21 protein-coding genes are annotated in these 24,560 nt (G+C 55.5%); 12 read left to right on the forward strand and 9 right to left on the reverse strand.

Features of this window, described 5'->3' with window-relative positions; translation table 11 throughout:
* Nucleotides 1-44: 44 nt before the first annotated feature.
* Both LA756_RS19970 and LA756_RS19975 read right to left on the reverse strand, forming a co-directional pair.
* Nucleotides 45-653: a DUF6677 family protein gene (locus tag LA756_RS19970; protein WP_224436494.1), complete on the reverse strand. Its 609-nt coding sequence runs from the start codon at nucleotides 651-653 to the stop codon at nucleotides 45-47.
* A gap of 320 nt (nucleotides 654-973) precedes the next feature.
* On the reverse strand, nucleotides 974-1,711 hold the full coding sequence (locus LA756_RS19975) for an ATP-binding protein (protein WP_224436495.1): 738 nt from the start codon (nucleotides 1,709-1,711) through the stop codon (nucleotides 974-976).
* A gap of 186 nt (nucleotides 1,712-1,897) precedes the next feature.
* Between LA756_RS19975 and LA756_RS19980 the strand changes: the two genes are divergently transcribed.
* Nucleotides 1,898-2,602: a 16S rRNA (uracil(1498)-N(3))-methyltransferase gene (locus LA756_RS19980; RefSeq protein WP_224436496.1), complete on the forward strand. Its 705-nt coding sequence runs from the start codon at nucleotides 1,898-1,900 to the stop codon at nucleotides 2,600-2,602.
* On the opposite strand, the gene LA756_RS19985 is transcribed toward LA756_RS19980, so the two are convergent.
* Nucleotides 2,580-3,107 carry a hypothetical protein gene (locus LA756_RS19985; RefSeq protein ID WP_224436497.1) on the reverse strand — a complete coding sequence of 176 codons (528 nt, stop codon included), beginning with the start codon at nucleotides 3,105-3,107 and terminating at the stop codon, nucleotides 2,580-2,582. The genes LA756_RS19980 and LA756_RS19985 overlap by 23 nt on opposite strands.
* A 121-nt stretch (nucleotides 3,108-3,228) precedes the next feature.
* The gene (locus LA756_RS19990; protein ID WP_224436498.1) at nucleotides 3,229-4,014 is read right to left on the reverse strand and encodes a sugar phosphate isomerase/epimerase; all 786 of its coding nucleotides are present in this window, start codon (nucleotides 4,012-4,014) and stop codon (nucleotides 3,229-3,231) included.
* Nucleotides 4,015-4,218: 204 nt separating this feature from the next.
* On the opposite strand from LA756_RS19990, the gene LA756_RS19995 reads away from it, so the two are divergent.
* From LA756_RS19995 to rpiB, 6 genes are all read left to right on the forward strand, one after another.
* Nucleotides 4,219-6,891, forward strand: a complete 2,673-nt coding sequence (locus tag LA756_RS19995; RefSeq protein ID WP_224436499.1) for a hypothetical protein — start codon at nucleotides 4,219-4,221, stop codon at nucleotides 6,889-6,891.
* A gap of 39 nt (nucleotides 6,892-6,930) precedes the next feature.
* Nucleotides 6,931-7,749: a Nif3-like dinuclear metal center hexameric protein gene (locus LA756_RS20000; protein ID WP_224436500.1), complete on the forward strand. Its 819-nt coding sequence runs from the start codon at nucleotides 6,931-6,933 to the stop codon at nucleotides 7,747-7,749.
* 283 nt (nucleotides 7,750-8,032) lie between these two features.
* Nucleotides 8,033-8,773 carry a glycosyltransferase family 2 protein gene (locus LA756_RS20005; RefSeq protein ID WP_224436501.1) on the forward strand — a complete coding sequence of 247 codons (741 nt, stop codon included), beginning with the start codon at nucleotides 8,033-8,035 and terminating at the stop codon, nucleotides 8,771-8,773.
* 26 nt (nucleotides 8,774-8,799) lie between these two features.
* Complete coding sequence (locus tag LA756_RS20010) at nucleotides 8,800-10,416, forward strand: hypothetical protein (protein ID WP_224436502.1); 1,617 nt, start codon at nucleotides 8,800-8,802, stop codon at nucleotides 10,414-10,416.
* A 59-nt stretch (nucleotides 10,417-10,475) separates the two neighbouring features.
* Nucleotides 10,476-11,843, forward strand: coding sequence for a hypothetical protein (locus LA756_RS20015; protein ID WP_224436503.1), 1,368 nt, complete (start codon nucleotides 10,476-10,478; stop codon nucleotides 11,841-11,843).
* 204 nt (nucleotides 11,844-12,047) lie between these two features.
* Nucleotides 12,048-12,488 carry a ribose 5-phosphate isomerase B gene (gene rpiB, locus LA756_RS20020; protein ID WP_224436504.1) on the forward strand — a complete coding sequence of 147 codons (441 nt, stop codon included), beginning with the start codon at nucleotides 12,048-12,050 and terminating at the stop codon, nucleotides 12,486-12,488.
* A 57-nt stretch (nucleotides 12,489-12,545) separates the two neighbouring features.
* Here the strand turns inward: rpiB and LA756_RS20025 are convergent, their stop codons facing one another.
* Entirely contained in the window at nucleotides 12,546-12,800 is a 255-nt protein-coding gene (locus tag LA756_RS20025) for a biotin/lipoyl-containing protein (RefSeq protein ID WP_224436505.1), read from the reverse strand.
* Between the two features lie 325 nt (nucleotides 12,801-13,125).
* Between LA756_RS20025 and LA756_RS20030 the strand changes: the two genes are divergently transcribed.
* Both LA756_RS20030 and LA756_RS20035 read left to right on the forward strand, forming a co-directional pair.
* A complete protein-coding gene (locus LA756_RS20030) occupies nucleotides 13,126-13,587 on the forward strand; it encodes a hypothetical protein (protein ID WP_224436506.1) in 462 nt (153 codons plus the stop codon).
* A gap of 166 nt (nucleotides 13,588-13,753) precedes the next feature.
* Nucleotides 13,754-14,734: a hypothetical protein gene (locus LA756_RS20035; RefSeq protein ID WP_224436507.1), complete on the forward strand. Its 981-nt coding sequence runs from the start codon at nucleotides 13,754-13,756 to the stop codon at nucleotides 14,732-14,734.
* Between the two features lies 1 nt (nucleotide 14,735).
* Here LA756_RS20035 and LA756_RS20040 read toward each other — a convergent pair whose 3' ends face one another.
* A complete protein-coding gene (locus LA756_RS20040; protein WP_224436508.1) occupies nucleotides 14,736-15,890 on the reverse strand; it encodes a YcxB family protein in 1,155 nt (384 codons plus the stop codon).
* Between the two features lie 140 nt (nucleotides 15,891-16,030).
* Here LA756_RS20040 and LA756_RS20045 point away from each other — a divergent pair, with 140 nt between their 5' ends.
* Complete coding sequence (locus LA756_RS20045) at nucleotides 16,031-17,749, forward strand: arylsulfatase (RefSeq protein ID WP_224436509.1); 1,719 nt, start codon at nucleotides 16,031-16,033, stop codon at nucleotides 17,747-17,749.
* A 4-nt stretch (nucleotides 17,750-17,753) separates the two neighbouring features.
* Here the strand turns inward: LA756_RS20045 and LA756_RS20050 are convergent, their stop codons facing one another.
* Both LA756_RS20050 and ppk1 read right to left on the reverse strand, forming a co-directional pair.
* Nucleotides 17,754-18,869 (reverse strand): S1C family serine protease, encoded by a 1,116-nt coding sequence (locus LA756_RS20050; protein ID WP_224436510.1) that lies wholly within the window; start codon nucleotides 18,867-18,869, stop codon nucleotides 17,754-17,756.
* A 111-nt stretch (nucleotides 18,870-18,980) separates the two neighbouring features.
* Nucleotides 18,981-21,152 (reverse strand): polyphosphate kinase 1, encoded by a 2,172-nt coding sequence (gene ppk1 / locus LA756_RS20055; protein ID WP_224436511.1) that lies wholly within the window; start codon nucleotides 21,150-21,152, stop codon nucleotides 18,981-18,983.
* A 210-nt stretch (nucleotides 21,153-21,362) separates the two neighbouring features.
* Between ppk1 and gmhB the strand changes: the two genes are divergently transcribed.
* Nucleotides 21,363-22,070, forward strand: a complete 708-nt coding sequence (gene gmhB, locus LA756_RS20060; protein ID WP_224436512.1) for a D-glycero-beta-D-manno-heptose 1,7-bisphosphate 7-phosphatase — start codon at nucleotides 21,363-21,365, stop codon at nucleotides 22,068-22,070.
* On the opposite strand, the gene LA756_RS20065 is transcribed toward gmhB, so the two are convergent.
* Nucleotides 22,018-23,070 (reverse strand): hypothetical protein, encoded by a 1,053-nt coding sequence (locus LA756_RS20065; RefSeq protein ID WP_224440477.1) that lies wholly within the window; start codon nucleotides 23,068-23,070, stop codon nucleotides 22,018-22,020. The genes gmhB and LA756_RS20065 overlap by 53 nt on opposite strands.
* 270 nt (nucleotides 23,071-23,340) lie before the next feature.
* Between LA756_RS20065 and LA756_RS20070 the strand changes: the two genes are divergently transcribed.
* Complete coding sequence (locus LA756_RS20070) at nucleotides 23,341-24,534, forward strand: SGNH/GDSL hydrolase family protein (protein WP_224436513.1); 1,194 nt, start codon at nucleotides 23,341-23,343, stop codon at nucleotides 24,532-24,534.
* Nucleotides 24,535-24,560: the final 26 nt, after the last annotated feature.

Here is a 24,560-nt window from a genome sequence, read left to right on the forward strand (position 1 = left end):
GGCTTTAAGCCATCGGCACCCGATGCCAATGCCATGTGCAAGGGTTACGTGGAAGCTGTTTCGGGTTTCGACGAGTCGGCTTCCGACGTGTCGTTGTTTGCGGCGTCGTTCTTCTTGGCCCGCTTCTTCTTTTCCGAATCGGGAACCATCCACACCGGGCCGGCTCCGGCATCGTAAATCACCAGCACATTCAACAAGCCGGCAATCATCGTGTAGAGCGTACCCATCTCGAACAGGTAGCCATACTTTCGGTGCAAGTCCGACATCTCGCCTTTGGCAGGCGGGGCCATGATTCGTGCGCCACCGATTTCGATTGGGTCCCTCTTTTGTCGCACGAGCAAGGCCTGGGCGAGCGCCGGCAGAGTCGGCAAGCCGACGCCGAGCTGGCAAATCAGCGGCAGTCGTTTTTCCTCGTTGTCCCATTTTGCGTAAACCACCCGTCCGCCCCCCATCGACAAGCCGAGGAAGTAGATCGAGAGGATACAAACAAGAAACAAAATACCTTTGCCGCGGCGACCTTGGTAAAGGTGGCCGGCGCCGGGGATTAGCCAAGCCAGGAAGATCGCTGTCGAAGGATTCTTCAGATCGACAGGAACAGGGGCGAAAGGATCTTTTGCGGGAGTCTTGGGGCTGGACCCGGCGTCATTCGACATACAGATAAACCGGTAAGAATTTGCTGCTTAGGTAATCTCCCAATCTTAGCCGAATGTGCCTCTGAATCTAGGCCAGTTGCGGGGGCAGATACGCAGAGGCACAGTGACGCAGGTGCCCCAAACGATAGGCTGACCGTTATCGCTTCGCTCGGCCACTAAGGGAAGTGAGTTGGCAAGAACGCACGCTGATTCCACTGTGATCAATCGTCGCAAGTGGTTATGTGGCGGTCAGTTCCTGCTTTCAGATGCTCTTGCCGGTGGCTATGTCGGCTTGTTGTGCAGGGGGCCAATGGCACCCCAGGCCGTTGGCAATCGAGCTTCTACAGAAGTTCGTCGCGGATCGCTTCGACCGTTTCTGGAGTGAGCGATTTCGACTCGCTTGCTTCCAACGCCAATCGCGAAAGGTCGAGGATTTGCGAGATCACGCGGGGCAAGCCTTCCGAATGCTGCGAGACCGCTTCGATCGCGGCTTCGTCCAGCGTAAGCGGCGTTTCGGGATAAGCGTCGCGGTAGGTTTCGGCGAACTGAGCGACGTCTGCGGGGCTCCACGCTTCCAATTCGATTTTCAGATCGGCCAGTTTGATCAATCGCTGATCGAACGTCGGCAATGCCGCTTGATCGACCGAAAGAATCAGCGAGCCGCCACGATCGCTGCCACAGTGCAGCCGAGCCAACGTCAGCAGCACGTCAGCCGTTTCGCGAGCCATTTCCTCGACATGATCGACGACGATCACCACCGGACGCTGTTCGAGCGAATAGGTGGTCAGCTGTTCGCGAATCTGAAACCACAGCTCCGGCGGCGCAGTGTGAGGGCCGACGTCCGCTTTCAGTTGGGTGGCAAGTTCCCACAGGAAGTCATGCTCGAACGTTCCCGGCGTTTGCAGATAAGGAACGATTGCACCCCCGCGTCGCAGCTGCGCTGTCCACTTCTCGAGCAACGTCGATTTGCCGCTTCCCAAAGGGCCTGTCAAAACGGCAACTCGATCGCGACGCTGGAGGGCATACTCCAGGCGGGCAACCGCTTCCCGGTAAGCAGGGCTCTCGAAAAAGGGACTCATAGGGGCGACAATCAAAGGAACTGGTAGGGCCCGCGTGTCGCGGGTCGATGGACCGACGTTGGCACGCATTCTCTACGGTGAAGGAGGTGCTAGCATTCGCGCAGGGCATTCCTGCATTGGGTTTGTTTCGGTAGAATCCGGCCGCTGTCTTCATGCATTCCTGAACCTTGATCCCTCAAAAGCCGCATGTCGGAACGTTTTTTTCTCGACCAGCCTCCCACCACGGAAGAAGTGACGTTTGCCGAGGCGGAATCGCAGCACTTGGCCAAAGTGATGCGTGCCAACGTGGGCGACATGGTGGTCGGTTTCGATGGCCAAGGAACCGAGTACGAAATTGAGTTGACTTCGGTCGGCAAAAAGAAGGTGATCGGGGCCGTTCGCAAGAAGGTGGACGTTTCGCGGGAAGCGGCACGCAAGCTGACGCTGGCGGTCGCATTGCCGAAGGGAGACCGACAACGCTGGCTGGTCGAAAAGTGTGTCGAGCTAGGCGTCGCTCGCTTGGTGCCCCTGCTTACCAAACGGGGCGTGGCTCAACCGGTGGAAAAGGCAATCGAGCGACTGCGCCGCGCCGTGATCGAAGCCAGCAAGCAGTGCGAGCGGAACCACTTGATGGTGGTCGAAGAAGGCCAGACGTTGGAAGAAGTCTTGGCGTCTCGTCCCGCTGCTTCGTTCGTGATGCATCCCAGCGGCGAACCGTTTCATCACGAGACACTCCTTCCGGCGACCGACGTGTTGGCGATCATTGGGCCGGAAGGTGGTTTTACCGACGAAGAAGTGGCTGCGGCCGCCGAGCAAGGATGCCAGGTCGTCTCGTTAGGCCCGCGCATCTTGCGAGTCGAAACGGCCGCGTTAGCGATGGCAACGCTCGTTACGGCGATTCCTTCGGCGTAGCCGCATTCGCTTCGGTATCGAGCTTTTCAATACGACCGAACAAGGCTCCGCCCACTTCGCCGTGCGTCCATGTGCCGGCGTACTTGTCTTCGTCGATCACCACGTGAGCGCTGAAGGTACCCATGCCGGGGATGGTTGTTTTATCGAGCGTGATGACTGGCGTCATGCCGGCCCATTTCACTTCCAACGGCAACGGCAGCGTGACATCTTTGTCGCCATACTTGATGCGGGCATTGAACAGCCAGACGTCCCCTTCATCGAGCTTGCGAACGTTTTTGATCTCGTACCGTTCCGGCTTGGGGGCTTTGTCTTCTTTGCCAGAGATCGTGAACGACCCAATCAGGGCAACGTTGTTCAGCGTCTTCTCGAACGCAGCGAAACGCCTGGCTTGAACGTCGCTGGCTTCGGCCGGCTTGTCTTCATGGGCCAGTGCTTCCTGAGCCAGAAGAGTTGCGGGAGACCAAGCCAGGGGAAGCAGCAATAACAAGCAAATGGCACGTGACATAGGAGGTGACTCCGAAGCAAGTGAGGCGTGATACGATCGAGAATCCGTGGCCCCGAATAGAAAATGGGGCCATGTGTATTGCCTTCATCGTAGCGTCGTGGCGGGAGTCCGCCAAACAAGATCACGGAATCTGAACGTTACGGAGGAACTCGAGACCGTCGGACACTTCCTGGACGGGATGCTCGGGGTGTTCGCGTTCGACACAGATGTAGCCCTTATAGCGAGCTTCTTCCAGCGATGCGATCAGCAACGGGAAATCGACGGTACCGCGGCCGAGGGGGACTTCGATGCCGCGTCCTCGGGCAAGATCTTTCACGCCATCTTTCCCCCGCACGTTGGCAACATACTTGGCGAGAGCCTGGTACGACTCTTCCGCTGAGAAACCGTTGATGATTAACGCCCCGGGATCGAAATCGACTCCCAACGCACCTTCGGGAAGTTGATCGAGAAACTTCCGCAGCACCACGCCATCGACCTGGCCAGTTTTCGCGGCGAATGTGACCCCGCACGTGTCGGCATGCCGGGCCAGATCGTGGAGGACTTCCAGCAGGCGCGTATTCGTTTCGGCGGTCAGCTCTTCGTCGATACCGCCGATGTGATTGACCAACACTTTGGCGCCCAGTTGGTAAGCGGCATCCATCGCCGATTTCGTAGCGGCAACGCGTCGGTCGAGATCGTCCAGCACGTTGTAGCCGCGCCGTGTCGGGAAGGCGACCGACGCGATCTTCAGGTTATAGTCCGACATGATCTTCTTGAGATGCCGAATACCGGTTTGCGTCAGTTCTTCAGGGCGAAGTTCGTTACGCAGGTCGATCTCGACCGCATCGGCCCCCAGTTGTCCGGCCGTCTCCAAGGCTTTCCGGAACGGTTGACGAAGGCTGCGGAGTTGAACACTGATTCGAATCATAAGAAGGCTTGGTCGCTGAGAGGGAATGCGTGGGTTGGCAACGTGACGATTATAGCGATTGTTTCGTTTTTCATCGTGAGGGGCGAAGCAGGAATTGGCAAGCGGTGACTACGACCGCCGAGCCATAAGCAAGAGTTGAGCGGACTGCGCGAGGAGTTTGCGCGGTCCTCAGCTTCGATTTCTCTCTATTTTCGGCCGGTGACTATGAATCCGTACATCCTCGTTCCGCTGTTGCTTCTGGGCGCGGATTGGAAGGATGCGCCATTAGAACAGCGTCATCCCGAGGCGATCGAGCTGTTTCAATGCGACTTTGAGGAAGACGCCGATCGAAACTACGATCTGTGGCCGGACCAGTGGACGCGTCGAACGGGGCCTGGCTATCCACGCTATGTCGATATCGAAATCACCGACGAAGACGCCGCCCACAATAAACGCTCGCTGAACATGCGGCTCGATGGCGGAGCGGCAACGGCTTACAGCCCGCCGATCGCCGTGCGAGATATTTTCAGCTACGTGCTGGAAGGCCGCATCAAGACAGAAGGACTGGAATTCGACAAAGCGTACATCTCGCTGACATTCTTCAACGACAAGCAAGAGCCTGTCGAGACGTACTATTCCGAAAAATTCCGCGAAACGGGCGGCTGGGTCAAAGTCCGCATCGGGCCGATCGCTCCGGTGAATACCAACTTGCAGCTGGCCGTCATCGGATTGCACATCGGTCCGCAGGGAGATGTCGACGAAGATCTGACCGGCAATGTCTGGTTCGACGATCTGTGGTTTGCTCGGCTCCCCAAGATGACGCTGGAAACGGCGGACGGCGGCAGCGTTTATTTCAACGATCAACCGATCAAAGTGAAGTGCAACGTCTCCGGTATTCTGGAGCGTGACCCGAGCATGGTGTTTGAACTTGTCGATGTCGGCCAGCAGTCGTTGGCTCGGCAGGAAAGCAAGCTCGATGGGAAAGTGGTCGCTCGGAAGACCGAGAAGATCTCGGAGCTGTTCGGCAAGAAAGCTTACCAGGACGAAAACTGGGATGTCGGCTACGCCGGCGATATCGAATGGAAGCCACCGATTTCGCAGAATGGTTTCTACGAAATCCGTGCCACCATGGTCGGCAGCTCCGGGCTCATGCATCGCCGCGTCATGACCGTGGCGGTCGTATCGCGAGATTCGTATGCCGAGAAGGGAGAGTTCGGCTGGTCGCTGCCCGATGGCGAAAACCCGCTCGACTTCCAACGCATGTTCGACCTGCTGACAACAGCCGGTGTGAACTGGGTCAAGTTCCCCGTTTGGTATAACGACAACGACTTGGAACGAGCCAACAACCTGGCTCGCTTTGCCGAACGTCTTAACAAGCACAACATTAATGTCGTCGCGGTGATTGATAAACCGCCGGCGGACATTCGGAACTTGTTCGGCGAGCAAGAGACCATGCTGGTCGCGAACGTCTTTGCCGAACCGCTGTTGTGGCGCCCTTACATCGAGCCGATTTTGACGCGGCTTTCGTTGACGGTGCATTACTGGCAGTTAGGTGCCGACGACGACGTCAGCTTTGTGGGCTACACCAACTTGCAGGAAAAGCTGAAGCAAATTCGCCAGGAACTGCGTACCAGTGGGCAAGATATTCAGCTGGGGATTCCGTGGCGTTGGATGGCTGAAACGCCTGCGGGAGGCAATCATCCCTACGACTTTCTGGCCTACTCGATCTTGCCTCCGACGGGAGACATGGACGAGTTACTGCCGTTGACCAAAGACGAGCTAGGAATCTACCTCGACAAATCGCAAGGCAAGACAACCCGTTTCGCGACGATCTATCCCCTGCCCCGTTCCCGTTATACGACCGAAGAGCGGGCCCGAGACCTGGTCGAAAAAATGGTTGCCGCGAAGATTCACGAAGTCGACGCCGCGTTTGTGCCGAAGCCTTTCGATCGTGAATATGGCGTGATGAACGAAGATGGCTCGCCTTCGGAGCTTCTACTGCCATGGCGGACGACAACTCGCTTGATCTCAGGCACCCAGTACCGCGGCAGCATTCAACTGCCGGAGGGAAGCCATAATCATGTGTTCTCGCGAGGCGATCGCACGGTGATGCTGATTTGGAATTCACGCTCGATCGACGAAACGCTTTACCTGGGAGACGATGTTCGCATCATCGACTTGTGGGGACGCGAACGCGTGCCAGAGCAGTTTGGCAACCAGCAAGTCATTCCGGTCGGTCCGTTCCCGCAGTTTTTGGTCGGCTTGAACGACAGCGTGGCTCGGATGCGGTTGGCGTTTCAGTTTGAACCAGCCGAACTGGAAAGCGACTTCGGTCGAACGCAACGAATCGATGCCACGGTTCGCAACACATTCCCAACGGCAATCAGTGGCACGGCTCACTTGATTGCACCTGATGTATGGAACGTGAATCCCGGTATTTTACGGTTCAAGCTGACGCGCGGCGGCGAATTGAAGTCGCCTTACAAAGTGCTGCTTCGTGCCGACGCCGATAGCGGTATGCAGCCGGTGCGAATCGATTTTCAGATAAGTGGCGATCAGGAATACGAGTTCAGCGTTTATCGCGAGATTCAAGTTGGTAGCGGGATGATGCAAGTGGAATCGACCGCGACGTTCGACAAGGAAACGGGCGAACTGGTCATCGAAGCGACCATCCATAATCTTGAAGAAGAGCTGATTTCGTTCGATGCTTTGCTTTATGCGACCGGACGCCGGCAAATGCGACAACGTGTCATGAACTTCGGGCTTGGCCGTACGTCCATTGTTTACCGGATTCCGGATGCAAAGGACCTGGATGGATCGACAATCTTGCTTCGATTGCGAGAAATTGGGGGTACCCGGGTTTTCAATCATCGCGTGGAAGTGAAGGATGAACAGTAGATCCCTACTTGTTCCTGCATCCTGACGAGAGTTTCTCCCGTGGCGAATCCCTTAAAGCTAAGTAGTGTTTGCGAATTTCTCGAACGGTTCGCGCCGTCTCAATTGGCCGAATCGTGGGACAACGTCGGACTGTTGATCGGTGACGAGCAGCAGTCGATCGAGGGAATTGTGACCTGTTTGACGATCACGCCAGAAGTGGTCGACGAAGCGATCGAAGCAGACGCCGATTTGATCGTCACGCATCATCCGCTCCCCTTTCGACCGCTCAAGAGAATCACCAGCGGCGATACGGTCGGCAAGATGCTGTTGAAGCTGATCCAGAATAACATCGCCGTCTACAGCCCTCACACCGCGTTTGATTCGTGCGCCCAGGGAATCAACCAGCAGTTGGCCACCGCGATTGGGCTGACCGATGTTCAGCCGTTGGTACCGGTCGATCTGCTGGGCGTCTCGGGGCCGACTTCGCAAGTGGGGAGTGGGCGATGGGGGAAATTGGCTGAGGGGGGCATGCCGTTGGCTCGTGTCGCGGAGTTGGCCAAACAGGTCACTCGGGCGCCGATGGTAAAAATGGTCGGCCGCGGGACAGGCGACATCCAAACCGTGGCGGTCGGATGTGGTTCAGCGGGCGAACTTCTCGGAAAAGCGATCGAAAACCAGGTCGACTGCCTGATTCTTGGCGAGACCAGCTTTCATACGTGTCTGGAAGCCAAAGCACAAAATGTCGCTTTGATTCTCGTCGGTCATTATGCGAGCGAACGCTTTGCGGTCGAGAAACTGGCCACCGTACTGGCCGATGCGTTCCCCGAGACCGAAATCTGGGGTAGCCGGCAGGAAACCGACCCAATTCACTTTGCGTGAAATTTCTGCGACGTGCCGATAATACTCGGCATCCAAACTGTTGTTGCCACAACCGTTGTGTCCGCAAGTGCGGATTGCCGACTTGGTTACGACCATTGATCGACAACCGTTTGTCAATCTAACGTATTGATGTAACAATGGTTAGGACGCAAGGTGGCACAGCAGTTGCTGTCGTAAGTTGGGCCGGCTCCGGTATGAAAACCGTGACTTCGGTTGACCACTTCGCAAAATGGTTGCGAACTTACCTTCGTAAATTAACCTTCCGCACGATTGGCGAACCTATATGACACAGCCTGAGAAAGCCTTGATCGCCCTGCCGGTGTACAACGAAGCCAAGACGATCCACGCGGTTTTAGACCAAGTGGTTGGTTATGGTCACACCGTGTTGGTGGTCAACGACGGCTCGACCGACGACACGCTTTCTCTGCTGCAAGAACGCGACGACATTATCGTCGTAACGCACGAAAAGAATTCTGGTTACGGCGCGGCCCTGCTAACGGCGTTTCGCTATGCCGAACAGCATTCGTTCGACGTACTGGTGACGATGGACTGCGATGGTCAGCACGAACCGCAGTTGATTCCTAAATTCATCAAGGCCTGCCGTTCGGTCGACATCGTTTCTGGAAGCCGTTATCTAAAACAGTTCGAGGGGCAAAGCGAACCGCCCGCCCAGCGGTTGTTTATCAATCGCCGTGTCACGTCGGAGCTGAATCGTCTGTTGGGGTTCCGGCTGACCGATGCGTTTTGTGGCTTTAAGGCTTACCGCGTCGAATCGCTGAAGAAGATGGACGTTACCGAGACCGGCTATGCGATGCCGCTGGAGTTGTGGGTCGAAGCAGCCAAGGCTGGGCTGAACATTGTCGAACTTCCCGTCCCGCTGATCTACTTGGACGAAAATCGTTCGTTTGGTGGAGCGTTGGATGACGGCAGTACCCGGCTGAACTATTATCACTTCGTCCTCGATCGAAGTCTCGCACGTAGCGGCCTGGCGAATGTCGGCGTTCAGACGTTGGCATCTTGCTGAAACATCTGGGGTAAGCATCCAATCTTATGACCGGCGAGCCATCCGGAATCGAGTATCAACGCATCCGTGCGCCGCGAGGCGACGGTGAAGTGCTGGTCGATCCGAGCCCGCTTCACCCGTCGCAACTGATTGCCGAGAACCAGTCACGGTTTCAAAACGCCGCCCAGGCAACGCTTAGCTACGATCAAACGCCCCTGGAATCGCTTCGTCAAACGGCTCGGCGTGAGATCGTTCAGCTGGCCATCGAGCATTCATCGCGGTATCGGAACGTGCCGCAACTGCCGGACGTCGATCGCCCCGTGGTGCTGACCGGTCACCAGCCGGCTCTTTATCATCCTGGCGTTTGGTTTAAGAACTTTCTGGTCGATCAATTGGCGGCAAGCGTCGGAGGGACGGCAATTAATGTTATCGTCGATAACGATGTGGCCCCTGCCCCTTCGATCTCAGCCCTGACAGGAAGCCCGAGCGAGCCCAAGCCGGCTCGGATCGCCTACGACATGCCAGGCCCTCGTGTAGCGTGGGAAATGACTTACGCGAGTTCCTTGGAAACGTTGCGAACATTTGCTCAGCGAACCGAGGAAACGATTGGTCCGTTGGTTGCCAATCCGCTGGTGTCGACGTTTTGGCCTGATGTTGTGGAAGCAGTCGAGTCGGGACTGCCGCTTGGATTGGCGTTCTCGGCTGCTCGCAGTCGCTTGGAAGAATCGTTCGGCCTACGAACGTTGGATGTGCCGCTAAGTCGGCTTTGTCAAACGGAATGGTTTTGCCAGGTCGCCGGATATGTTTTCGCGAACGCGATGAGTTATCGCTACGCCTACAACCGTTGTGTACAGCAGTACCGCGACGTGCATAAGATCCGCAGCACTTCTCATCCGGTACCAGACTTGGGGGCGGAAGATGGTTTCGTGGAGGTGCCGTTCTGGATTTGGACGCAAGAGAACGCAAGTCGGCGCGGGCTATGGGTTTCGGTCTCGCTGAAACGCATTATTCTGACCGATAAAGCCGGCTGGCAAATCGAACTGCCGCACGACGAACGGTTGCCTGAAAGCCTGCAGAGTCTGACCGAGCAAGGAGTTTTCATTCGACCACGCGCATTGATGACGACCACCATTTTGCGATTGGTCGCGTCGGATCTTTTCGTCCACGGCATCGGCGGCGCGAAGTACGATCAAGTCACCGATGAGATATGCCGTTACTTTTTCGGCGTGCAGCCGCCTGAATTCGTGACGGCAACCGCGACGGCGCAGTTGCCCGTTAAGCGGTCTGCTGTCGACCGCGTAGACTTACGACAAGTCGAACGCCACTTGCGCGATGCCGAGTTCAATCCCGATCGCGCGGTGGATGATGGGGACGTTCGAAACGATGCGGCTTGGCAGTCTTTGTTAGACGAGAAGTCGCGTTTGTTGGCCGATGTTCCAAATTTTCCAGAAAAACGTACATGGCATCGTCAGCTGGAAGAGGTGAACGCGAAGCTACGAAAGCAAATCGCGGAACCTGTTGCGCGCCTTCGAATTGAGCGCGATCAAATCGTCCAAACGTTGCACGAGAAACAGCTACTTGCGTCGCGAGAGTACAGCTTCGTTCTGTTTCCGAAAGAGGGATTAAGGAATTTGCTACTGGACCTTGCCCAAAAAGAGATTTAATCTAAGGAAAGAGTTCACTTCGCAAAGGGATTTGTCTTTATTGAACGGAGTCGGATTGAATGCGTCGCGTCGTATCATCGACCTATTCGCCCACGATTCAGCCGCCCGAATCTCTCGCTCATGCGAGTCTCTCTCGCAGAGATGCGGCAAGGTTTCGCCTCACCTCGAGTCAGGAAGGGGAACAGTTTGCCATCTTGCAGCTGATGAAGCACTGTCTCTTTGCTTACGACGAGAACGAGTTTCACTCGCAGCAGGAACGTCCCGACTACGACACGCGAGAGCGGCTGACGTTTCGGTTAGGAAACCAGATCATTGGGCACATTCGTTGTGTTCCTCAGCAAGTCTGGCTGCAGGGGAATTTGGTGCCGTACGTTCGAGCCAGTGAGTTTGTCCTCGCTCCGGAACATGTCGACATGACCAACGTCGATGCGTTCTTCCGCTGCCTCGACGAAACATTCGATCATCACCCCGGCACGTTCCTGATGCATCGCACGAGTGCGGCGATGGCTCAGCGATTGGCACGTTTCGGCTGGGTGACACTCTCTAGCAACTTCCGCAGCAAAGCGGCGACCGAGCCATATCTCGCATCAGTTCGCGGTGACGTGAAAGACGAGGCCGTGACGCTGTCGCCACGCAACGAGCCAGGGCTGTGGATTCGGTTGATGCGGCAAGTCGAAACGGACGCTTTAGTTTCGTTATATGAAAAGTCGTTCGCAGCGAATCAGATCGGTACGCCCCGCTCGGCGGCGATGTGGGATTGGCTGCTGCGCCGCAAAGCGTTCGATGCCCTGTACGTCGCGATTCGCGGAGGGAACAAGTTGGCGTTAGAGGATACGATCGACCGGATCGCAGGCTACGCGGTCGTCCAGGATGAAAGGATTCTGGAAGTCGTCACACAGCCGAGCGAAGCATCTGTGAAAGTGCCGTTGATCAATCGAATCTGCAGCGACTTGTATGAAGCGGATCATCGTGAGTTTCATTTGGAGGCACCTGCAACGGACGAGGTGCATGGAATTTTGCGAGGCATTCCGGTTCCTAAGAATTCGCCGGCAGGGGAAGAGGTGATGGTACGGATGCCAGACCCTATTCAGCAGCTGGCCGAGTTCTGCTCGGTGCTGCATCAACGGGCCAAATCACGAAGGCTGGAGTTGCCGGTCGATTTGGGGCTGTTGATCGATGGCGAAAAGTACTGCATCCATTTGGGCAAGCGGAAAGGCACGCTTACCGATGGTAAGTTGGGCCGCAGTTATTTGGAGCTGACAGGCGCACAACTGGTCCGGCTGGTTTTGGGAGACCTTCCAGTTCGAGCGATGTTGGAAAGTGATCAGCTGATCGCCTCGACGCACGTCGCCGCGAACACGGCCGAACAGCTACTCGATTACGATCCCCCTTGGTTTCCCGCCATTGATGGGCTGCCGATGCAGTAAGCCCCGCGCAGTAATCCCCATTCGCACGATGGCCATGTGAATTGAGCCGTGGCGGTGCGAAATCGCTTTGGCCGCGGGGACATGGCAAACGGTCTCGTTTTGAGTATCATAAACCGCTTGCCTTGCAGTTCGCTCAATCGCTTTGTGTGAACTGCCTAGTTTTCCTATTTGCATCGCAGATCGTTTTCTCAGACGACAGTCCCCATGAAGATCGCCATCGCCTCGGATCACGCCGGTTACAAGTACAAGACGCTTATCATCGAGCATCTGAAATCGCTGGGGCATGAGGTCGTCGATTTCGGGACCGATTCGGACGAATCGTGCGACTATCCCGACTTCATCATTCCTGCTGCCAAAGCGGTCGCTGCCGGAGAATGTGAACGGGGCATCGTCCTGGGCGGCTCCGGAAATGGCGAGGCGATTGCCGCAAATCGAGTCCACAACATTCGTTGCGCACTAACTTGGAATGTGGAAACGGCCCAGCTCAGCCGTCAGCATAACAAAGCGAACATGATCTCGATCGGCGAACGTATGACGGCCGAAGGAGACGTTTTGAAGATTGTCGACGCGTGGCTCGAAACCGAGTTCGAGGGTGGTCGGCATCAGCGTCGGATCGAAAAGATCGAAACGCTCTCGCAGAACTAGCCCTGTAAAGCACGCCGACTTAGGCAGTATGCATGCTGCCTATCGACTTTCTAGCGATTACGCACCAACACGGATGTGCCCGAGTACCTGGCCTTCGCAGACGATATCGTCTTCTTCGGTGCGCTGCTCGCACAGAACACCGCTGACTGGTGAAACCACATCGAAGGTCACTTCGCCGGCGAGAACTTCCAGCACGCGATCCCCTTCACGTACAAACGAACCGTGGGGAACAAGCCACAAGCTTGTGCGCACCAAGATATCGGTGAGACCAAGTTCGGGCAAAATCAGCGGTTGTAAGTCTTCGCGTAGCATTGATTTCCGATTTCTACAGGCGTCCCGGTTCAAATTCGTGAGAACCTTCCAGCAGGATCAATCGTCCTGCTTTTGACCCAGCTTGGTCGAAGGGCTGGAGATTAATAGCGAGGAAGCGGTATCGGTTCAAGGTCGAATCCCAAGCAGGCCTCGGGCTATTTCCGACAAAACTTCTCGTGCTATTGACCCAAAAAAGAAGCTCTTTCGCGAAGAATATGGGGCCTGTAAGCGTTTTTGCAAAATATTTGGCGGCGAATGCAGAATTAGCTTACCGTGGCATCACCAGCATGACTCGGGGGAGTTACTTGGCGGAAATGGGGGCACCATGGCCAATCAAATCAAATCGATCACGCTTGTCTTAGCCGTAGTGATTGCGTTCTGCTTCATCTACAGCTCGTCTCTGCAAAAGATCGCCGACAGTGGTGGCGAATGGATGCGACGGAACTCGAATCGGTTCTGCCATCAAGGCTACCGGCTTCACTCCGAGCATTGTCTGCATGCTGAGGATGGTCAGACCTACCATCTCTATGTCTTCGAGACGACCGACGTTTTGCATGGAATCGAGCCTGGCGTGCAGATCCTGCTGGAAAACGATAGCCATCAAGAACTCGATCGTTTGAATGTGAATTCCGAGCATGTCCTTTTCAACACCGCCATTCTGGAGTCCGTTACCCCGCAGCGAATTGAATTGGTGTTTCGTGTCGATGGTGGACGCTCTGATCTCTACTGTTACTACTGGAAAGTACAGGGAAGCCGCCTGGTTCGCGCCGATTTCATTCCAGCGTAACGAACTTGCCGGCAATCGACCGCCGTTCACGCCCATGTTGTGAGATCGCAACGTGTTTCGTTCTCGCAACATTTCTTTACGCTTGAAGCTGCGCCTGACAACCGCTTCGGTTGGGTCTTAAGTGCTTTTGCTGCAGTGGTTTGTGGCAATGGATGGGTGGTCGTTCATGGGGACTGGCACCCGCTTTGCAAATGGAAACGGCACCAGACCCCTACGGCAACGTTCGCTCTACAACGGCGAGCAAGTGCCCAATGCCATCCACTGCTTAGACGAGAACGACTCTTCCATGCATGCTCGAGAACACGTCCAGCTTGCCGCTTATCTTGCCATTCATGCGCCCGAGTATTTGCGAGGTAACACCGGCCACAGTCCCGTCGCTTTGGAGCAGTACTGGATTGCGTCGAAGTGCCGGCTCGATCGCTGGGGGATTCGTCTCAAGACACACTCGCAGCTTTTAGAGTCTGGCTCGGCGATGGATCTGCCGCGATTCTGGAACGCGGCTCGTCCCGTGATCGAAGAGATCTTGGTCAGCGATATTCTGACACGAGTATGGATTTCGATCTGCGTTGCCCACGATCGGATTCAGCGCAAGAGTGTCGCGGAGCCGGTAGCGCGGAGCGTCTTCCTGGGGCACATGGAAGCCAGGAATCGGGCGTTGAATCTACTACTGCATGGGCGTGGCTTGGAAGCAACGATGATGGTTCCGCTCAATCGGCTTCGCCGCCGAACCGAGCGCTGGACCGATATGTTGCTGGGGTATGTCGCCGCGGATACCGACGTCAATAGTTTCGGGTACGATCAGGCACGCGTTCGAGAGTTTGGCAGCGACATTCGGAGCGAACGGGGAGCAACACCGAAACAAACCTCGTGGACGCTACTTTTAGAAACGGCGATCGAAGCATTCGGCAATCAATTGGTGAGCGAGCCTGCCAACGCCGATTTAAATCGCGATATTGCTTCTGCGGTGATGGCTTGCTTTGGGGCTGACTTGTTCGATCAGAATACGGTCATCAATCCGATGTGGGAGTCGCGAATCTTGCACCTCGCTGACGATGCCCAGTCGTTGGTCGAACAGTTGCTTTCGCCGGAAGAACCTGTCGTCAAGCGACAACGCCGCGAGTATCCCCGGATCACCCCACGCGTTTAGCTTATTGCGTCATTGGCGACTGAAAGGGGTTGTCACTAACTTCCGCTAAGACAATTTCCTCTTCGCGGCCGTGCGCGGTATCGATGAACGATTTGATTCGCTCCAGCAGCCACGTTTGCTTTTCGGTCGTGGGTATGGCGGCCTTGGGAATCGCGAAGTGAATGAACGGTTGGGCGTCGAATAGAGCGAACGCTTCTTGATCTTCGACTATGGAATCGAACACCTTCCATCGATTCAGCGACACATCATCTAACGTCTGGCATGCCAGCCCTTCTTCGTAAATCCAGATCTTGACCAGTTGGTCGGCTGATTGGTCGCGCTTTCGTTCGCTTAAGAAGCGAAGGCGATTGAACAGCAGCAGTCCGAAAACCAGCAAGAACAACGACGCAAGGATGAGCACGGGGTAATAAAAGAAACCGCCGGTGATGCCTGCGTACCACTTCAAAACAATCAACATCAACACCAGGCACAACGGAAAGACGGTTTGCTTGATCAGTTCCCACGTCGATGGGACGTCGTTGTTGCCATCGGCGTTGACGCCTTGTGAGCGAAGTCGAGCTAACAACGATGGATCGTGCTGCCACTGGGCTGCTTGGATCAGGTGAAGCTGGTCGAACTGAAAGTCGGCATGGAACTGCTCCCACGAAAGAGGCGGTGGTGATGTGTCGATTGCCGCGCTACGCAGCTCTTCCACGCGAGCGGCAAACGCACTGGCTTGCTCCGGCGAATCGAAATAGCGTTTGGGAACTACGTACGCCCGGACAGGATGGATATAGATGGTCACAAAATCGGGTAACTCTTGCACGCGGGGAACGTCATTCCAGCGTCGGCGGGAAGCACCTCGATCGGCTGAGAGTTCGAGGTAATCAGGGTGCAAGCGAAGCGTTTGTTGACCTGGGATCACCTTCGCATTCTTGACCGCTTGTGTCCAAGCACGGAAGTACAGCAGCGACATGATCACGATACAAATCGCGACGCCTGCGGCCAGACTACCCAGCAGGACTTGCTCGTTGAGGATCGCGAATAGAAGAAACAGCGGCCACGTGATGGTGACCAGTGATAGGTTCTGCACAAAGTCCCGGATACGATCTTTCCAGGACAGTCCGGAAAGAACAGCTTGGATATCTGCGGGATGATTTTCGAACGTAACTTCCACGGTGCAGCCCATTAATGGAAACGGAAATCCGTTTGCGATGTGATTTGTCCGCTATTTTTCGTGGCCAAAGCCGATCTCGTTAGTGACAATAGGGGGCGCCCAAATTCTACCCCTTTCCTTCCCTTGTTCCTGATTCGATTATGGTTCGTTTAATTGCTGCCCGATGGCTTGCAACTGCTCTTTGCGTTTTTGCTTACTCGACCGTTGCACTGGCCGACCGTCCCAATGTTGTCTTGGTGATGACCGACGATCAAGGCTACGGCGATCTTGGATTGCATGGCAACGAAGTCATTCGCACGCCGAATATCGATCAATTCGCTCAACAAGGAACCCAGCTCACGCAGTTTTATTGCAGCCCCGTCTGTGCACCGACGCGAGCCTCGTTGATGACCGGGCGATACTTCTATCGGACTGGGGTCATTCATACGTCGCGCGGGGCGGCTCGCATGGCGACCGACGAAAAAACGTTGGCGGAAGTCTTTCAGGACGCAGGCTATGTTACCGGAATTTTCGGCAAATGGCACTTGGGAGACAATTATCCGATGCGGCCCCAAGATCAAGGCTTTCTGCATAGTCTTGTCCACAAGTCCGGCGGCATAACTCAGGCCCCCGATCAGCCGAACGATTATTTCGATCCGTTGCTATGGAAAGATGGCCACCCGGTGCAAGCGAAAGGGTATTGCACCGATGTCTTCTTCACCGAGGCCATCGATTTTATTCGGCTCAACGATCAGCAGCCATTCTTTGCTTATATTGCGACGAACGCTCCGCACACGCCCTTAATTGTGGATGAAGCGGCCTGGAAACGATACGCCGACAAAGGGATGGATGAAGCGACCGCCAAAGTCTATGCGATGGTCGAGAATATCGACGACAACTTCGGTCGCCTGCTAAAGACGCTCGATGAACTGAAGCTGCGAGAAAACACGATCGTTATCTTTCTGACCGACAATGGTCCGCAGCAAAAGCGATTTAATGGTGGCCTGAACGGTCGCAAGTCGATGGTGCTGGAAGGTGGCATTCATGTCCCTTGCTTTGTGCAGTGGCCTGGCAAGCTGAAACAACCTCGCGAAATCAACACGCGGCATGCGCACCTGGATTGGTTGCCCACATTGATCGAAGCAACCGGCATCGACGCAGACTTGCCGCATAAGCTTGACGGCGTTAGCTTCTGGCCACAGCTTTCAGGGGAGCAACAGGAGGTCACACCACGAAATCTCTTCTTTCAAGTGCATCGCGGACTCGATCCAGAACCATATCACAACGCGGCCGTCTTAGGGCCTCGCTATAAGCTGGTGATGAACGTTGGCAGCTTCGGTCGCGAGACGCTTGCGGAAGTGCCGGAGAAGCAGCGAACAGGCATTCAGCTGTTTGATCTCGAGAAGGACCCGGACGAGCAAAACAATCTGGCGGCGATGATGCCTCAAAAAGTCGAAGAGCTAACCGAGGCGTACGATGCCTGGTTTGCGGACGTGAAGTCGTCACGAAACTTCGAGACGCCGCCGATCGTACTAGGCTCTGTGGCGACCGATTCAACGCTTTTATGCCGCTATCAAGATGGCCACTATGAAGAGGGGCGATCGGTAGGCTGGAAGGTTTCTGTCGACGAACCGCTGCTGGTGCAACTGCGGCTCAATCAAGAGGCCCAGCCGGGGCAGAAGTTGATGGTCCAGTGGCTGGGCAATGTGATATCGTACGAAGTGGAAAACCTCAAGCAGCCGGTTGCGGCATTGCAGTTGCCGCCAGGGACAGGGCTGCTCGGCGTTTGGCTGCAAGAGGAAGGAAAACCACGTCAGTATGTCAGCGACAACTCTACCAAAGGAGATGTCGTCGTGCATCCGGTCCGTGAGATGGAATAGGCCGCTAGTCTTCCAGGCCCAACTGAACGGGGACCGAAACTTTCTCGCCGCGACGCAGCAAGCTGAGGATGACTTCCTCGCCAGGCTTTTTGTTTTCGATCACCGAAAGTAAATCGTCGGCCGAACGAACGGGTTTATCGTCGATGCCGACAATCGTATCGGCATCGCTGCGATCCAGGCGAGTTTGCTCGTAAACAAACGGCCCTCGCTGAACTTGTTCTCGGACTAGGCGAAACCCTCGAATGCCAGCGCGATCGGCGGGCCCGCCAGGAGCGACGGTCGCCACGGTGAGCCCTTCGTCCGATTGATAGACCCTGGTGATCCCGATGTCGGGACGAATCACACGGCCATTCTTGACCAACTGAGGAACAACACGCTGAATCGTGGCAACGGGAATTGTGAATCCGACCCCGGTGTTGTCTCCTGTTCGAGAAGCGATGGCAGTATTCATTCCGATCAATCGCCCACTGCTGTCAAAGAGGGGGCCGCCGGAGTTCCCGCGGTTAAGCGCCGCATCGATCTGGATAATCGACTTCATCGTGCGACCGCTGCGAGACGGAAGGACTCGGTTCAAGCTGGAGATAATACCGATGGTCATCGTGCGTTCCAAGCCAAAAGGATTGCCGATGGCATAAACCTTTTGGCCTACTTTCAACCGAGAAGAATCCCCATACTGCACCGGGTGCAAGGCATCTTTCGGGGCGTCGATTTTCAGAACGGCGATGTCGTTGACAGGATCTTGACCGATCAGCGACGCGGCGTAGCTGTCTCCATTGAACAGCGTCACGCGAATTTCTCGAGCCCCTTCGATCACGTGGAAATTGGTGAGGATCAACCCTTGTTGATCGAGAACACTACCGCTGCCGGAACCTTCGGCCGGACGCTCCATCAAATAGAAGTTATCAATCTGGACACTTCGCGTAGTGATGTGAACAACCGAGCGATTCCCTTTTTCATAGACGTAAATGTTTCGCTGTTCGTCTGGTGTCAACTCGAGCGGTCGATCGTTCCACTGCGGTTGGAACTCTGACGGAGGCGTGGCCAGCGGTTCCTGGGCGAGAAGTGGCATCGCCGAAACAAACGTCAAGACAAAGGTAAGAAATACGCGAGGTGCATGCATCGATCGTACTCCTGAATCGAGTGAGGACTCCTGTCGGAAGGCATAGGCAATCATTCGCACATGTCGATGTACGAAGATAGTGAAAATTGGTTCAGCTACGGTGGGCGAAGGCTATTTGATGCGTTCTTTCAGACGTTGTTGCGTGAGCAGCATCAACGTGCGGTGGGAGCCGAGGCGAGAGATATCGCTGTCATCGTCCATTGGCGTGAGCTGTTCGTATTCGCCATCAGGATTCATTGTCCATGCCTGGCGACGGTCTTTCAGCAGCACATCCATGATCTCCCACAAGCGTTCCTTATGGGCTCGCAGTTCGATCGGGGTTGTTGCCTCCACGCGATTGCTGAGATTCCGCTGCATCCAGTCGGCCGAACCGATGTAGAACTCACCTTCAAGCGGGTCATCCGAACCGTTGGCGAAGTAGAAGATTCGCGAGTGCTCTAGAAAGCGACCAATGATACTGCGGATGGTGACGTTTTCGGTCAGGCCTGGAACACCGGCGCGGAGGCACGAAAAACCGCGTACGATGCATTCGACTTGAACACCAGCTTGGGAGGCAGCCACAATCGCCTGGCACATCTCGGGATCTTCCAGCTGATTCACCTTAATGATGATCATTGCCGGCTTGCCTGATTTTTTGTTCTCGATCTCGCGGCGAATCTTTTCCAGAAACTGTTCCCGCATATTGGTCGGCGCAACAAGCAGCTTCTGGAAGCTTGGTTCGCGCGAACGACCGGTGAGGGCATGGAACAAATTCACCACGTCGGTCGTCAGCATCGGATCGCACGTGAATAGCCCCAAGTCGGTATAGAGGCGTGCCGTTTTCACGTGGTAATTACCGGTGCCGATGTGGGCGTAGCAGCGAATGCCGTCCGATTCCTGGCGAACGACCAAGGCGATCTTCGTATGTGTTTTCAGGCCCAGCACGCCATACACGACATGGGCACCGATTTTCTCCAGCTCTTTGGCCCAGTGCAGATTGCGTTCTTCATCGAAGCGGGCTTTCAGTTCGATCAAGCAGGCGACCTGTTTACCCGTTTCTGCCGCGCGAATGAGACTGCGGACGAACGGCGTATCGTCGCCGACACGATAGACCGTCATTTTGATGGCAATCACTTTGGGATCGTTCGCTGCGGCGCGAATGAACTGTTCGACACTGGCGTCGAAGCTTTCATACGGATGATGTACGAGGAAGTCGCCCGATTTGATGACCGAGAAAATGTCGGCCTCTTCCCCAGCTAAGTCGGCAGGAACGATCGGGTTCCACGGCTCATCTCGCAGCTCTTTGATGTCGAGCGAAGCCAGCGGCCACATGCCAGCGTAGTCGAGTTCGCCAGGCACTTCGTAGACGTCATCTTCGGAGAGATCGAATTGATGCATCAACAGGGAACGAACCCAAGGGTTGGGATCTTCCGAGAGTTCTAAGCGAACGACTGGTTCAAACTTCCGTTGCCGTAGTTCTTCCGCGACGATGGTACGGATGCTTTCCGAGTCGTCATCGTCTTCGATTTCGACCTCTGAGTTACGCGTGATGCGGAACAATGTCGAATCGATAATGGTCATGCCGGGGAAGAGTTTCTCGGCGTTGTTATGGATCAAGTCAGACAGGCGAATGTAGCTTCGCGCGTCGTCCATCTCGGAATCGAGTTGGATCCACTGCGGCAAAATGTTGGGAACTTTGACGCGCGCGAAAAGGTTCTCTTCCGAGTCCGGTACACGCAACACAAAGCCAAGCGATGTCGAGAGGTTCGACATGTACGGAAACGGGTGGCCAGGGTCGAGAGCCAACGGCGTCAACGCAGGATAAACGTTGCGGTTGAAAAATAAGTTGGCTTTCTCTTGCTGCGATTCTGAAAGCTGATCCCAGTCCAACAAATGAATGCTGTGTTCGGAAAGAAGCGGGCGGAGATCTTTCAGGAAACAGTTGGCTCGCTTCTTGAGCATCGGGATGATGACTTGCCGCATTTCCTGCAGACGCTGCTGCACAGGAACGGGGCCAATCACTTTGTTCTTCAGGCGTTCGGCCTGGCTGCGTGTACGGAGAAGTCCGATACGCTTCATGAAGAACTCGTCCAAGTTCGACGTGAAGATGGCGAGGAATTTGACTCGCTCTAATGCGGGGTTTCGGGGGTCGAGAGCTTCGTGCAGAACTCGTGCGTTAAATTGCAGCCAGCCAAGATCTCGGTCGGAATAGGCGTCTCGCCAGGAGGTGTCGGTCAGGTCGGTCTCCGACGAGGTAGTCTTCAGGTTCTGGTCGATCAAGCGTGCCGTAATTTCCTGCGTCATCAGTCCTTCGAGCCTTTGCTGCGGAAAACAATGCTTGCGTCAAATCGGAGGTGTTGTGGGCATTTTAGCCGATATCCACCCCCCTTGGGTCCCCACTCTCCCGGTTTCCTGTCGAATTAACAATGAAGATTGGACTTGGGCGTGGCCGACGAAAACAGTACAACCACCCCCTCATGTGGTCTCTCTTGACTCTGTGCATGGAATGCTGGCATGGCGATTGATACGAAGATCTGGACTGGACCTGGCCGACCGGCTGTTTTTCTGGACCGCGACGGAACCATTAACGAAGAGGTCAAGTACCTCGGTTCGCCTCATCAGTTGCGTCTGATCCCAGGCGCCGGAGAAGCAATCGCTCGTTTGAACAACGTTGGTATTCCAGTCATCGTTGTTACGAATCAGTCGGGCATCGCGCGGGGTTACTATACCGAAGACGATGTCCAAGACGTGCACAACTATATGGACAAGCTGCTGGCCGATCATGGCGCGTCGGTGAGTGCGTATTACTACTGCCCTCATCATCCTGATGCGATCGTGAAGAAGTATGCTGTCGACTGCGAATGCCGCAAGCCGCGTACTGGAATGCTTAGTGCAGCGGCCGCCCAGGAAAACGTTTCCCTCAGTCAGGCCTACATGGTCGGTGACAAGCGATCTGACTTGCGTGCCGCGCGGAATTCCGGGGCCCGAGGCATTCTTGTCCGCACCGGCTACGGTAAGCAAACCGAAGAAGAGCTTCTCCGTGAAGCCGAGTCGACGGGGGCCGCTTTGGTAACGAACATCGTCGACGACTTGTCCGCCGCGGTCGATCAGATTTTGACTACGCTAGGACAGAATCAACCGCAAAGCGTCAAGCCACCGAAGTTCGCGACTACTTTTCGTCATCATCGACCGGAGATAGGTCGATCGTACCCTCACCAATAGGCTCGATCGGTTCCGGCTGTTTTACCGGTGGAATTTCGGCTCCAATCGGGCCAAGTTCCTCGGAAGCCGCGGTGATCATTTCCATCAGCTCAGGAGCAATTGGACTGGGCTCGGTGGGACCTGTGACGACGACTTCTTCCATCGGCTCGGTTTCTGCTGGTTCCGGGGCTTCGACAGGAGGTGACGGCTCAGGCTCTTCGGCCACCATCTGTGGCTCAGGTTTGGGTTCGACAGGTTTCGGCTTTTTCGTTGCCGGTTTCTTGGCGGGTTTGGTCTGCTGCGATGCGTTGACACGTTCCTGAAATGCGGCGGCAAGCGGACTCGCATCGGAGTCGCGCGAAGGAGGATTGAACGAAACTTGATCTTCCGTTTCTGATGTCGCTTCTTCTTCCGCTTCCGGGGCAGGCTCATCGGCCGGGATGGTTTCGACCGGCGGTTCGATTTCCGGGGCAACCTCTGGTTCTGCGCCTTGGTTCGCCAAGGTTTTCATTTCTGAAGTGTGTAGCTCCTCAGGAACGATAAAGTACGCTTGTGGGGGCAGCATCGGTACGATCTTGAAGACGTCTTGATGGCTGAACCACATAATCATCATCACGGCGATGCCAAGCCCTGCGGCACCACCGACGGCGATCTTTAGAAACTCTAGGAAGACATTGGGCTCGGCTCGTTTCGGTTTCCGCGATGGGCGTGACGAGTCGATCTTCGCCATCGGAGCCGTGCTTGAAAGAGGACCGGAATCTTTGATCTGGAAGTCAGTCCGCGGCTGGCTGGCGTCTTGAGCAAGCGTATATTCCGCTGTCTCCGCTGGGTCGTGCACCATGGCAACGGTGACCTCCGAGCCAGGGCCGGAAATAACTTCCGCTTCGGGAGGCAACGCCGAGAAGATTTCGCCAAGCGGAAATTCTTCCGAGCACCGTGGGCAACGGATGACCGACGTCTCTGTCGCCGCAGCGGGAATTCGAATCGAGTCGTGACAACGTGGGCAGGAACACAACAGCATGTGGGGCTCCGAAACTTGGCAAAGTCGACAGGCCGCCTTGAAGCGCGGGAGGGATAGTGACAAGGGCCCCCCAGGGCGGTCGGTAGCAACAAGTATTCTAACAGGAATGTACGATATTAGGTCGAATGAGGCCAATTGGTACCAAGATTTCTGCAAATCAGGGGCCGGTTGTGCCTAGGTGGAAGTCCCGCTTTCTGGGAGCTACACTAAAAGTACCTACCTGATCTACCCCATCGATCCATCCATTCGCTCAAATCTGGAGCATTGCCTGTGACTGGTCGCCCCTGGATTCCAAGGCTCATTCCCTGCTGTTTGGGAATCGTTCTGTCGGTTTTGCTAAGTCTGGACGCCTATGCCCAATTCGGCGGCAGCGGTAAGCCTTCGTTTGCTATTCGCGACGGGGATCGTATCGCGCTGGTGGGCGGAACGTTCATCGAACGGGAACAGCAGTACGGCTATTTCGAGTTGGCTCTGAACTTAGCGCTGCCTGATACCAACTTCACGATGCGGAACCTGGGCTGGAGCGGCGATACCGTTACGGCCATTTCGCGAGCTCGTTTTGGTAACCAGAAAGAGGCTTGGTCGCATCTGACGAAGTCGCTCGAACTGGTCGATCCCACAGTGATCATCGTCGGCTACGGGACAAACGAAGCCTTCCAAGGAAAGCAAGGCCTGGAAACTTTCAAAGCGAACTACGTAAAGCTGTTGGAAGAACTAGAAAAGCGAACCGAGCGAATCGCGTTGATCACGCCACTGCCGATGGAAAACCTCGGCCCGCCGCTGCCGAATCCGGAAGAATACAACGCGAACGTCAAGCTTTACGCCGACGCGATCGAGCAGTTGGCCTACGACCGTGGGCACCATACGCTTCGCTTCGGTGATGCGGTGGCGAACTATAAGCCCAAGACGAACAGCCAGCCGAAGCATTTGACCGACAATGGCATGCACCTGACCGAATTCGGTTATTGGTACGTCGCCCCGACGATGGTATCGAGCTTGCAGAGTACATCGCTACAGCCGCCACTAAAAGCGACATCGGGCGATCCGCTCAACGCGTTGAAAACCGTCGCCATTCCCCTGCCCTATGCGGCTTCTCCCAAGGGTCCGGCTCCCAAATCTATCGCGTGCCAGCTGCCGACGCTGCAAGAGGGAAGCTACACGCTGAAGCTGTCGGACGCATCGAAGGTGACTGCGTCTGCTGAAGCATGGAAAAAGGGCGTCGATGTTCCGGCTCAAGATTTGTACGCCAAGACAGAAGCCCTTCGCCAAACGATCTTGCGGAAGAATCAGCTCTTCTTCGATCGCTTCCGACCGCAGAACGAAACGTATCTCTACTTGTTCCGTAAGCATGAACAGGGAAACAACGCGGTCGAAATTCCGCAATTCGATCCGCTGATCGAAGCGCAGGACAACAAGATATTGGAACTCAAACAATCGGTTCAAGCAGCCGTGCAGCGCGACTGATCTCGTTTCGAGTCTCCTCCCCAAAT

Source organism: Bremerella sp. TYQ1 (genome assembly GCF_020150455.1).
Lineage (GTDB): Bacteria > Planctomycetota > Planctomycetia > Pirellulales > Pirellulaceae > Bremerella > Bremerella volcania_A.